This is a genomic window from Flavobacterium sp. N502540 (assembly GCF_025947365.1).
GTDB lineage: Bacteria > Bacteroidota > Bacteroidia > Flavobacteriales > Flavobacteriaceae > Flavobacterium.
The window spans coordinates 2783801-2796298 of record NZ_CP110012.1; the positions used below are offsets into that span (position 1 = coordinate 2783801).

Here is a 12498-nt window from a genome sequence, read left to right on the forward strand (position 1 = left end):
TTTGAAAATAGTACAATGCAATTGGACTATATTGAATATACAATCGGTATTAAATATTAGTTCCTTCTTGTTTGTAGAAAGGATATACCACATTAGTTCTGGAATTGGTCGCTCTGATTCTGTAATCTAAAGCCACTAACAATTCCCCATTTAAATCATCTCCCTGGCTGATGTCGATTTTCTCCACATCAATTCGTGGTTCATGGTATAAAATGGCGGTTCTGATGAGTTCAGACACATACGTTTTTAAGGTTCTGGTTAACGGTTCAAAAAGAAGTTCGTCTACATTACAGCCGTATTTAGGGACCATAATACGTTCTCCTATTTTGGTTGACAATAGAATCTCCAGACTGCTTTTAATGTCTTCTTCATCAGAAATCATTACAGTAGCTCTGGTTGTTTTCTTAAATTCGGGAGGAAAACTCCATCCGGTTCCTAAAAAAGCTTGTTCTGTTTCCATAATTAACCAATTAAAACGGTTGCTAATCCGGCTACTATTGTGCCTCCATGTGCGGTGGAATCCCCCATACGTGCTGCGGGTTTTCCTCCAATTAAAACGGTTGCCGAACCTGCGGCGATGGTATCAGGAGGTCCCGTGCAGGTAGCCATATCTCCAACACATGCGGCTGGAACTCCTCCAATTAATACGGTTGGCGAACCGGCAGGTAAAATTGGCCCTCCCACATGCGGAACGGTTGCAGTAACCATTGGGCAAACGTGCATATCTGTAATTCTGGCGGCTGGTGCTCCCATAATTTTAATTTATTTGTACGATACTTCCTTTTACAATAGCCACTGCGCTTGAGGACATTTCAGCCCCCGCACTTCCTTCGGCTTTAAACTGCGCTTTGGCTTTTAAGGATACGTTGGTTCCTTCAATTTTAACGTCACCTGATGCGACTATCTCAATGTTTCCGGCGCTTTCCATTTTTATACCATTACTGTCTATGGTAATGACATTCGAATTTTCATCTTCAATAACAATTACCCCCTGGTCTTCGTCGAGTGTTATTTTCTTGCCCGCCGGAGTTTCAATTCCTATCGATTTTTTCTCGTCGTCAAACATGACCTTCATTTCACTTCGGGTTACGATTCCTTTTTGATGATTATCGTCTGAAGCTGTAATAGGAGCAGGCTTCCCACTGCTGTGAAGCATGCCTAAAACAATGGCGTTGTTAGGGTCTTCGTTGACAAAGCCAATAATTACTTCATCTTCTATTTCAGGTCTGAAAAAAATGCCTCTGTTTTCTCCTGCATCGGGCGAAGCGACACGGCACCAAATACCCTGTTCTTCATTGTTGATGATGGGGATTTTGACCAGAATGCGGTCTTCACCATTAGGGTCGCCTTCCAGTTGTGTTACGATTCCGGCATGAAGCCCTTTTATGGCAGGAATGATTCCGGAACCTGTTGGCGTGTGAATGTCATAGGTTTCAGAGAACCACTCAGGATTTAATCCGAATTGGGCATCGATGGTCCAATTTCCCTCTGTTAGTTCGTGAAAAACTCCCGTGATGTAAGCACTTCCGTTGAATCGGTCGCCTACGCCTTCCAGTGTAATGATGGTGTTGGGCTTTACGGCAGGGATTCCTTGAAATTTTACTTTTCCGCGAACTTTGGATAATTGCTGAAACAGTAATTTGGCGTCGGCCCAATCCTGTAATTCTGTTTCGGTAATGGTACCACCGTGACGCAGTTCCAAATTTTCGAGTTCGATAGTTTCAGACAAATCAGAAGCCGATAAATTTCCATTGAGACTTACACCGGGATCACTGGCTTCAATTTCCACTAATTCCTGATTGGTATAATCCCAGCTGTACGAAGACACTTTGGCAAATTGATTTCGTGCATCAATTTCGGCATCAAAATCGAGCAAAGTTGCTCCGAAAGTAATGGTTTCAACAGATGCTGAACTCAGATCCGGTTTGCTGATGGTAATTTTACCATTTTCTACAAAGCAGAGTTTTCCGTTAGCCTGTGCTCTTGAAACGATAAAATCCCAGTCGGAAGTATTGTACTGAACCAGTTCTTTATGACTAAAATTAGTGGCTTCAACGTCTTTTTCCAATCCGTATGTGCCTATAATTTCCTCAAAAGCATCACTGTCTTTTACATCATAAAAATACTTGCTCTTTCTGCCGATCGTTAGTTTTACTGCTTCGTCTTTACATTCAATAATCAACAAAGAAGCACCGCTCTTTATTTTAATCGAATGTTTGATAATGATTCCTTTGTAAATGGCTTCCTCATCATTGTGATAACCGGCATTGATTTCAAGTTTTTTCCCCGGAATCAATAAATCCTCATTACTCAGTTTAAAATCTCTTTCAGAAGCTTCTCCGTCTGTGAGAACAATTTGAGCCATAGGAATCCGGTTCACCTCATTTTGCACTACAATACTTTTTACCTGATAGGTTTTAGACAATTCTTCCCCTTCAATTAAAATTTTGTACGTTACTAAATCGGCACTTTGACTGGTTTGTATGACTCCGCTGTTGTTCATCAGGATTGTTTTTGTAAGGGTGGGAAAAATAGTTTTTGCCCTGTTTTTAATTTTCTGAAATTGATAATGTTATTGACTTTTGCAACTTCGAGATAATACTTAGAATCACCGTAAATATGATAGGTCATCAAGGGTAAAGTATCGCCTTCTTTTACAATTCTGTAATGCGTTAAATCCGGCGATTTATTATTTTCTCTGGCTGCTCTGAGGTTGTCTTCAACAAAACCCTGAAATTTCGCTTTTGCAATAGCTCTGATCGGAGTTCCGTCCGGATTAAAGAGTTTGAATTCGATATCCATTTCGGTTAGAGCCCCTTTAAAAAGCAAGGTTCCCCATGAAATCATGAGATAGTTGGGTTTGTGTTCGTCACCGTTGTAATCCAGAATGACCTTTTTAAACTTCTCAATGTCGTCTATAATACCATTACTCGAACTTTTGTAGCCGTTGATCACTCCCGATCGGTCGAAAACAAAATCAAGTTCCAGATTCTCCGGTAGTTTTTTGTTGAACTTGGGAGATACCGTACTCGTTCCTGAGGCCTGAGTGTCATCAGTCTCAATTTTATAGTGATAGGTATATTTCTCCGGATTCATAAGCGTAGAAAACTTACCATCGGCAATTTTGTTATTAAACTGCGGGTCACTATAAGCTACGATTTTCAGTTTTTCTAATTCTCCAGCCATGATTAACGTTCTTTTTTACGTTCGATAATTTTCATTACCTGGTCTACGCATTCGGCAACGGGCTCTTCTCCTTTACTTTTCGGAGAATTTGGAGAAGCAGCCGGTTTCGATCCTTCGCTCACATTTATTTTAATGTGAAGCTCTTTTATTTCTATTGGCATAACTAACTTTTCATTAGGGTGAAATAATTATAAGTAAGCTCAATGTTTTCGACGACGAGCTTGCTTTCTTCGGCATTAAAGTCTTCAACCGACCATTTTACAGGGTAGGCGTGAACCACATTCCAGGAAACCAAAGGCTGATGCTCCTGGTTGAGTAGTTTGACAGTCAGGTTTACAGGTTCAAAAGAAAAATTTTCAATAGCTTTTCTGCACCAGTCAATAACATCAGAATCAATCAGTATTCCTCTCTTTAAAGTCAGGTTTGGATATTTTGTCTTTACCGGGAGTTTGTGTTTGAATCTGTTTTCTCCACCCTCGGCAATTTCTTCTGTCTCGATATCAACAGACAGGCCGGAAACCGATTGGAACTGATGGTCTTTTTCTTTCGTACCAAGACCTTGAAATTCTACTAAAAAGTGAAATCCGACAGGTGGATAATAATTAGCCATGATTAGTCATTTTGGATCGATAAACCTTCGTGAACCAATTCCATAGATTCGATAGCGACTTCGTTTCCGTCAGCTTTTAAATCAGTGGATTGAATTTTGGTAGGCCATGCATTTTTTACTTTCCAGATGGCCACAGGATTGTGTTCTTCGTCCAATAACTTGATGGTAATATCCCTTCTTTCTATGGTATTTAATTTTACCGTATTCCACCAGGCATAATACTCATTATCACTTTTAAAAGTTCCTCTTTTCAGTGTGATGTTAGAGAATTTTTGCATGCCCGGCATTTTGATCTTGCTGTATTCAGGACTTGCTCCGTGACGGTATTCAATAACCTCAGTTTCGACATCCAATCCCGAAACTTCTGTAAAACCTATTTTTGTTCCACCCCAGTCAACTGAGAAATGAAACTTTGATAGCGGATAGCTCATGATCTGTATTTTTTAATGTTAGTGTTTTAGTTAAGATTCCTGCATTTTGTGAGAGAAGCGAAGTATGATAAATTCCGCCGGACGAACTACTGCCATTCCAATTTCGACAATTAAGCGGCCTTCGAGAATGTCTATAGCCGACATGGTTTGCCCCAATCCGATTCTGACATAAAAAGCCTGTTCGGGTTTAGCTCCTGCCAATGCTCCGGCTCTCCATTGCAGAATCAGGAAATTTTCTATCATGGCTCGCACACGTATCCAGGTGTTGGCATCGTTAGGTTCAAATACAAATTGTTCAGTCGCTTTTTTGATGGATTCTTCGGCCATATTAAAGAAACGTCTCACTGGTACATAGCGCCATTCGTTATCGTTTCCGGCTAATGTTCGGGAGCCCCAAACCAAAGTTCCTTTACCGGTGAAACTTCTGATGGCATTGATCGATTTACCGGCAACTGTATCAACATTTAAACCGTCCTGAATGTTGTTGGTAATTTTTACGGTAGGTTTTATGACATAGTTCAGACTTACATTTGCAGGCGCTTTCCAAACCCCTCTGTCTTTGTCAACTCTGGCGTAGATTCCTGCAATAGCAGAGCTCGGCGGAAGTGTTATAGGAAGGTTGTAAATTTCGGTAAGGATTTTATTGTAAGTAGCATTGTCAACTGCTTCCAGAGCACTTAATTTTCTTCCGTTTAATTCTCCATTATTTAAATCTTTTCCGCTAACCGATTTAATAGCATTTAAAAGCGCGGTAAGGGCAGCGGCGATACCTGAAAAATTATTCACCAGTCCGGTAATTCCTGTTTGAGCATTCAGGGGAGTATAAGTTACCAGTTTTTTTATTTCTGTGTCAAAATTTAAAGTGTCGGTTAGTAGAATTTTTTTCAGTTTAGGATCTGTGTTTTCATCCTGTATTTTTTTCTTTAACGCTTTTAAATTTTTATAGACAGCATCGATTTTACCCGGAGCCGTAAATATTAAATTGAAAGTATTCAGAGTGGAGGTGATTGTGTTTGCAATTCCCGGATCTTCGTCTGAGATGGTACTGATGGCAGCATTGGCTTCGTCGTTTAACGAACTCTTTAATATGGACAAAGTTTCCAAAGTAGTCAGTAAAGGGTTCAGTTTATTTAAGAAAGCCGTTTTTTTGGCAGGGCTGCTTGCAAAGGTTCCGCCTAAATCAAAACCAGTGGCATTATTACTATACATCTGTAACAACAGATCACTAATCTGTCCGGCAATATCGCCAGCTACTGGTTCGTTTACCAATTTGGTTACCGTAGCAGCTATTCCGGTTGCAGGGTCTTCAATAGGTACTAATCCCACCGCAATTTGATCATAAGCTTTTGCCGTATAAGAATAGTGTTTTAAGACAATTTTACTCGCATCAAAAGCATAATCAAGTATGGTTTCTAAATGTGGATAATAAGCGGCTCCGTATTTAATAGTATCTTTTTCAGAACTCACTTTATTTCTTAAATCGTCTATATTTGTATCTGTAGGGCTTGATCCATCATAATTCAGTGTATCGATCAGCGTAAATCTGTCCTGAAGATTTTGGCATTGGGTCAGCGCATCGTTGTACAATCCATAGTAATCCGTAATCGTGATTCCTGATACTTTTGTGGCGTCCGGAAACAATAACAAAGTCGGTTCATCTACTTTTTCTATTTCTGCTAATCCGCTTTTTAGTGCATTACTGTTGTTGATCGCAGTAACAGCAGAATCTGCGTCATCTAAATCATTGCCATAACGGCCTACTGAAACAATGTAGCATGGACCACCGCCATTTGCAAAAAACAATTGCAGCGAATAATACATCAAAAAGGGCTGCTTTGAAGTAGGCTGATCTACAATAATAGATCTAACGTCACCATTATCAGTAGAAACATCATTGATGGTAACACTAATGGTTGTTTCCGGTTTTGCGAAGCCGAAAAAACGTTCGTACTCTAAGAGAGAGGTTATTCGGGTTGGCTTTAATTTCAAATCTCCATTAATCTTGTTTGTAGCTTTTTCAGTATAGCCAATAAAAGCCGGAATTGCTGTTTCTACCTGGGCAACAGAAGGAGGGAATTTTACGATTTCCTCAACATATACCCCGGGTGTTTTGTAAGTTGTTGCCATGATTAATTGTTTTTAATTATTAAATAAATATTTCAGAATAGTAATCACCATTGTCTCTTGTTATTGCTTTTACAGATGGATTAGGATAGCTGCTGCTCACCGGCTGCGGTACATCAAAATCGGTTAGCGGGTCAATTTCAACAAAGCCGGAACGTGTTAAGGGTTTTGTTGTATTGGTTTCAATTTCGGTGGCAGCTTTCCGGTTGATGTATTTCCAAAGCGTTTTTCGATTGTCAAAATGAATTTTGAAGTTTGGACTGTTTATTTTACCATCATCGTCTATACTGTTTTCAGGACTATTATCGCCTTGCAGCGTCAGTGAAATAATCCCAAAGATGTCTTGTGTTTCTGACGAATGTAGTGTTGAAATTAGATCAGTTGTGGTTTCTTCAGATACTAAATATGCACTTGATATTAACTTGTTGTCATTAATTTTAGGCAGGTATTTGAAGGTAACCGGTTCTTTAGGAGGTTTCACATTACTGAACAGAAAGACCCGGTTAGGCGTAAATTCTAAATTGGTATAATTTTCAAATTGATAGTCATGGATAGTGATTAGAAAGTTCAGGTTCAAATCGGCAGGAACTTTGATAAACGGATCTGTTTCGTCATCTTCTTTGACTTTAATGTAAATCCTGAAACCTGTTTTACTTTCTTTGAACACCATTTTATAGTTTTGGAGTATTGTGCGGGTCTCCAGAGTTGGTGTGATCGTGGTGAAAACATCAGTATTGAACTTTTGCAGCATCTTTTCTTTATCGTCATTCGACATACTTGCAAAGGTTTCTTCGCCATTATTCAGGAAATAATTATGCAAAATGGTTACCTCCAATAACAATCCGTATGTGATACTGTAACTCATGATTGTTTTCTTGTTTTCGTTATACCTTTAATTCTGCTGATAAGTGGTCCTTCGCTTTGAGCAATATTGCGTTCAATTTGTATCATGCTCACCTTGTACAAAGCCGATGGAAGCTGTTTACCACCCAGAGTTCCCCAGATATAGTTCAATTCTTCAAAAGTGGGCGTGTAAAGCTCAATGGTAAATCTGAAGTTGTCGATATTGGCCATGGCCACATTATTTCGGTCGTAAATAGTATCAGATTGCGTAAAAAGTTTTTTCCCCTGAAAAAAAGTAATGATTTTCGAAATATCATTTAAAGAGTTGATGTATATGGTTCTGTTGGCGCTAAAGAGCAGGTACAGATTTAAGTTGATGACACTGTTTTTATAGATCGTTTTATTGCCCTGAACAATGTGATTGGGAAAGTTTTTCAAAGTCGCCTCTTCATCCAGATTGATAAGAGTAAGTGCTACCTTATCTTCCAGATTTCCGGATACCGTTTCATTTTGCGACTCCAGAAAAGCAATGTTTTCAGGCACAACAGTTTTTTCTAACCCAATTTCATCGAGGTAGTTGTTGACTTGTTCTGTAATTATCTGAATAACTTCAAAAATCATCTGATGAAAAGTTTTAATATTCTGATATTCTTTAAGAAAAGGCAATTCAAATCTCTGCCTTTTTTAAAGCAGTGGGTGTATTTTAGGCTTGTTTTTGTGATATTCTGCTTGTAGCAATACGATGTAAATAGGCTAAAAAGAAGTAGCTCTAAGGCGCAGATTCAAAAATAAAAAGAAGTATTTCCAGGCTTAAATTTGGATTTGTAATAAAAACTTGGGCTTATAGAATATCTAAATTAGAAAAACTTAGGGATATCAGGACAGCGTAAAAATACCCTTTTTTAAATAATCTTCAAGTTTGTAAATTATTAATTTTCAGTTACTTAAGTGTTAATTGGTATTTTTAGTTTTTATTTTTAGAAAAAAATAACGTCAGAATTTCCGCATAACATCAAAATTCTAATACGGAAAAGCGTAAAATGGTTGTTTTTTTAGGTCTATTTAATTGTTATACAGATTAGTATGTTTTTGTTTGTCAATTGTGGAGTCATTTTTGGCCTTAAAAAAAGAAAAGGACCATGATAAAGAGACCAACCTTTGTTTTAAATGTGAAAACTGATCTCATGCTGTTATTTGGGTTTCTCATGGATAAAAATTCGGCACTCATGTCTTTTTTTTAATTTGTGTTTTGGCAGACTGGTAATTTTATAATGAAATACAAATCAGAAGATTACTTTAAAAGAATACTTGCTGAAGAGATCTGCTGTCCAAAACAAACAAGACTCCTAATTTAGAACCACCAAACAATGAAACCTACAAAAGAATTTACAGTTGCAGATTATCTGCTCACCCGACTCAAACAATTAAATGTTACCGAGGTCTTTCAGATCCCGGGCGATTATGTAAAACATTTTACACAAGCTCTCGAAGACTTTAACGGAATTAAAACCATTGGAACATCAAATGAATTAGATGCTTCGTATGCAGCAGACGCCTATGCCCGTACCCGAGGTTTAGGAGCGGTATCTTTGCAATATGGTGTAAGTACTTACAGCGCATTGAATGCTATTGCCGGAGCTTATGTAGAACGCAGTCCTGTGGTTGTAATTAGTGCTACACCAGGAGCTGACGCAAGGCAAATTGGAAATATGTACAATGTACTTTATCACCATTCTATAGGCAATCTCAATGCAGATCAGGAAATTTTTGAAAGAGTAACCGTTGCGGCCGAAACCCTAAGCAGTTCTGTAGATGCTCCCGAAAAAATTGATAACTTAATTATTGCAGCACTAACACATCAGCGTCCGGTTTATATAGCCTGTTACAAAGAGGTGTGGGGGGAACCTTGCCCTAAACCTTCCAATAAAAAATTAGAACCTCAGATCATAAAAAGCGAAGCAGCGGAATTGGAGAATGCAGTTTCGCAAGCCTGGACACAAATCAGTCAGTCAAAAAAACCGTTGATTTTTGCAGGAGTAGAGCTTTTACGACACAATTTATCAAAGCAGTTAGAAGAGCTTATTAAAGTAAGTGGAATGTTGTACACTACAACGTCACTCGGAAAAACAGTTCTTGATGAGAAAGGAGATAAGTTTATAGGAACTTATTCTGACCAGGCTTCGATACCCGAAGTGATTAAAATAGTGGAAGCTTCAGACTGTATTTTATCTTTAGGAACGATTATTACCGATGATTATTTATGGCTGGTAGAAAATAAATTTTCAGCTATGATTCAGGCAACCACGCAGGAAATGCGTGTAGGTTATTTTACTTATGAAAATGTAACCTTAAAAGATTTCATCGAAGCCCTGATCGAACGTTTCAAAAAAGCTGCAGGATATCCCTTAAAAGCAGTAGCTCCCGCTCAGCCGAAATTTCCCGAGCCATGGCGATCCAACTCCGATCCGAAATATGATAAATTTCCCGAAATAATAACCTTTAACCGCTTTTTTGAGAGAGCCACTTATTTTCTGGAAAAACAAAAAATGCTGGACGATATCGTGTTCACTTTTGGAGTCAGTTCGTCCATGTACGTAGCCACCAATATGTACGGATTAGCGAAGAATGCCTTTATTTCTTCCGCTGCCTGGCAGTGTATCGGTTTTGAAACCGGTGCTACTTCCGGAGCTCAGTTAGGAAGTGGTAAACAAGCCTGGACTATTGCGGGTGACGGTGGTTTTATGATGGTGGCACAATCACTTTCGACCCTGGTAAAATACAACATCAACTCTGTAATGTTTGTGATGAGCAATGGGGTATATGCCATAGAACAGGTATATGTAGACATGGACTCGTTTAAAGCAGGTCCGTCTCATAAGTTTGATGAATTTGATATTCTGCCAAAATGGGATTATCAGGCACTTGCCAAAGCATTCGGAGCAAAGAGCTACCGTGCTGAAACCGTTAAAGAATTAGACGAAGTACTTCTTAAACTAAAAGAAAAAACAGATCTGCCCACTTTGGTAGAAATTGTAATCCCTCAAAAAGATCTGGCACAGCAGATGGAAAGACTGGGAAATGAGTAAAACAACTACTAAAAAGCAATAAAAAAAGTAAAAACATAAAATCATGAGCAAGAAAACATACTCTATTTTTGGAGCCGGTGCAGCCGGACTCTATACCGCGTGGAGACTACTTGATGGAAAATCCAAACGCGACAAAAATGAAAAAATGCTGGTTAAAGGTGATGTATTAGAACTCTACGACTGGGGGAAATATGATTTTTCTAAAAAAAATCAAGGAACCAGAGAAGCGGGAGCACGCGTTTGTACGTGGCATTATAAAGACAACAAAGACAATTCGTATCTGGAATTGGGTGGTATGCGATATTCATATTGGGACGGCACTCCACAAGGAGCAGGACATCGTGTAGTCACAAAAACGATAGAGAAACTTGATTTGAAGAAAGATTCAGTTGAATTTAACGAATCTGCGGATCCTTTAATGTCTTTGCGTACCAAGAACATGTATGTCTCAGATGTTAATTCGAATCAGCCGGCTCCTTATTTTACTAATAATTATGGCGAAGATGCTCCGCCGGATGATGGATTCACCACCATACAATCTGTAGCAATCACAGCCACATCAGGTCCTGTTACCCGTAGAGAGTGGTGTAAGTTTTATGAAGAAGGAAAAATCAATATTGACATGCCGGACAGTTCCATCTTTCAAAGAGGAGACCTACTAAAGGATATTGGATATTGGAATCTTGCCTATGACAGACTTGGACAAGAAGGATTTGGTTATCTGGCAGATGGTAACGGCTATAGCTCCAATGTAGTAAACAGTCATAGTGCCCAGTCGTTTAATGTTAACGACGAGTTTACGCCGGGAACAGAATATAAAACGCTGGTAAAAGGATACTCCAGCTTATTTGTTGCCTTATTCGATGAAGTTGAAAAACTGGCCAAGCAAAAAGGAATTACGCTGAATTATTTTCCGGATACCCGATTGCGTTCGATTCTGCATACTAAGGCAGGGATTCGTTTTACTACTGCAAAACGCGAAACTCCGGATAAACTTGACGAAAGTAAAATATGTGATGCTGCATTTTTGGCTATGCCTCGCGCATCTATTGAACTGGTAGCTCAGGCAACACGTTATACAGATGATGAGGGGCAGGACATATTAAACCACGAAGAAGTACAGCTCTATCTGGAATCTGTAATTATGGAACCTTCCTATAAAATTGGGATGTTTTTCACTACACCATGGTGGAGAACAACCGAAGCCGGAGGTCCAACTTATCCTGCCAAACTAACCAGTTACTTTTTAACGCAGGAAGGAATTGCTAAACTGAAAAAAGAAAAATTTCCTTCTAATTATCTGAAAGCAATAGAATCAGCAAAAAATCCGGTTATTATCGCTACATCGTTTAACGATAAGGCCAGTTTTATAGCTGCGGTAGAAAATGCGATTCAGGAACGTCTGACTTTTAAAGAAGAAAAGCAAATCTCAGCTATAGCCGAATTAGATACCATTGGTCCAAGTATTACCGATATGCCAATCCGACAAGTGGTATATTTTGGTGATAACGCCCTTAATCAGAAAGGGGAAAAAGTGTATGGTATTTTGGCCAGTTATGACGATATCCAGTATACCACATTTTGGAAAGCTTTAGAACTTGGCCCTCATGGAACACGTGAAATTCCGGAGTCCAGAGATTGCCAGACGCTCGAAGGGCCTCGTTTAGCCACTCCGGTGATGGTCAAAATGCTTCGCTCGCAACTGGCAGCATTACATTTCGGACCACAAACTGATTATTCGGCCGTACCAGAACCTTTAGAAACGAGATATATGGACTGGTCATTGCCTCCTTTTAATGCAGGATATCATGCCTATAAATCCCACTATAATCTGGGTGATGTACAACGAAAAATTAGAAAACCTTCACAACTCGTTCCAAAAGCAGACTGCGATATTTTTATTGTTGGTGAAACCTATTCAAACGATCAGGCCTGGGTAGAAGGCGCCTTCTGTACAGCCGAATCGGTTTTGAATGATTTCTTTGGAATCGAACCTATTATAGACGAAAAATATTATCCGTTCATTAGTCCGGAATAATAGTTTTTGTGCTGTTTTTTAACCGCTAAGATCGCAAAGGTTTACGCAAAGTAGGCAGGAATCGTAACCGGAAGGCTGCATAAAAAATCTGCCAATCAATGTGTTAAAGAGGGTACAATTAAGATAAACAACAAAACAGGCGATTGTATTGGAGTGGCGAACTCCAATACAATCGCCTGT

Annotated in this window: 12 protein-coding genes; 2 read left to right on the plus strand and 10 right to left on the minus strand. The window is 39.1% G+C overall.

The features are described 5' to 3' along the window. Nucleotides 1–49: 49 nt before the first annotated feature. The 10 genes from OLM58_RS11970 to OLM58_RS12015 are packed head-to-tail and all read right to left on the minus strand — an operon-like array spanning nt 50 to nt 7815. Complete coding sequence (locus OLM58_RS11970) at nt 50–460, minus strand: GPW/gp25 family protein (RefSeq protein WP_264529087.1); 411 nt, start codon at nt 458–460, stop codon at nt 50–52. A 2-nt stretch (nt 461–462) separates the two neighbouring features. Next, nucleotides 463–753, minus strand: a complete 291-nt coding sequence (locus tag OLM58_RS11975; RefSeq protein WP_264529088.1) for a PAAR domain-containing protein — start codon at nt 751–753, stop codon at nt 463–465. 4 nt (nt 754–757) lie between these two features. Further along, nucleotides 758–2503 (minus strand): type VI secretion system tip protein VgrG, encoded by a 1746-nt coding sequence (vgrG, locus tag OLM58_RS11980; RefSeq protein WP_264529089.1) that lies wholly within the window; start codon nt 2501–2503, stop codon nt 758–760. Continuing rightward, on the minus strand, nt 2503–3186 hold the full coding sequence (locus tag OLM58_RS11985) for a CIS tube protein (RefSeq protein WP_264529090.1): 684 nt from the start codon (nt 3184–3186) through the stop codon (nt 2503–2505). Before OLM58_RS11985 ends, vgrG begins: the two co-directional genes overlap by 1 nt. A gap of 2 nt (nt 3187–3188) precedes the next feature. Next, nucleotides 3189–3347: a DUF5908 family protein gene (locus OLM58_RS11990; RefSeq protein ID WP_165607941.1), complete on the minus strand. Its 159-nt coding sequence runs from the start codon at nt 3345–3347 to the stop codon at nt 3189–3191. Nucleotides 3348–3349: 2 nt separating this feature from the next. Next, complete coding sequence (locus OLM58_RS11995) at nt 3350–3796, minus strand: phage tail protein (RefSeq protein WP_017497867.1); 447 nt, start codon at nt 3794–3796, stop codon at nt 3350–3352. A gap of 2 nt (nt 3797–3798) precedes the next feature. Then, nucleotides 3799–4227, minus strand: a complete 429-nt coding sequence (locus tag OLM58_RS12000; RefSeq protein ID WP_017497868.1) for a phage tail protein — start codon at nt 4225–4227, stop codon at nt 3799–3801. Between the two features lie 30 nt (nt 4228–4257). Further along, complete coding sequence (locus OLM58_RS12005; protein WP_264529091.1) at nt 4258–6354, minus strand: phage tail sheath C-terminal domain-containing protein; 2097 nt, start codon at nt 6352–6354, stop codon at nt 4258–4260. A gap of 19 nt (nt 6355–6373) precedes the next feature. After that, nucleotides 6374–7216 (minus strand): hypothetical protein, encoded by an 843-nt coding sequence (locus OLM58_RS12010; RefSeq protein WP_264529092.1) that lies wholly within the window; start codon nt 7214–7216, stop codon nt 6374–6376. Further along, entirely contained in the window at nt 7213–7815 is a 603-nt protein-coding gene (locus OLM58_RS12015) for a DUF4255 domain-containing protein (protein ID WP_264529093.1), read from the minus strand. Before OLM58_RS12015 ends, OLM58_RS12010 begins: the two co-directional genes overlap by 4 nt. A gap of 746 nt (nt 7816–8561) precedes the next feature. On the opposite strand from OLM58_RS12015, the gene OLM58_RS12020 reads away from it, so the two are divergent. Next, nucleotides 8562–10280, plus strand: coding sequence for an alpha-keto acid decarboxylase family protein (locus OLM58_RS12020; RefSeq protein ID WP_264529094.1), 1719 nt, complete (start codon nt 8562–8564; stop codon nt 10278–10280). Between the two features lie 43 nt (nt 10281–10323). Then, nucleotides 10324–12318 (plus strand): hypothetical protein, encoded by a 1995-nt coding sequence (locus OLM58_RS12025; protein ID WP_264529095.1) that lies wholly within the window; start codon nt 10324–10326, stop codon nt 12316–12318. Nucleotides 12319–12498: the final 180 nt, after the last annotated feature.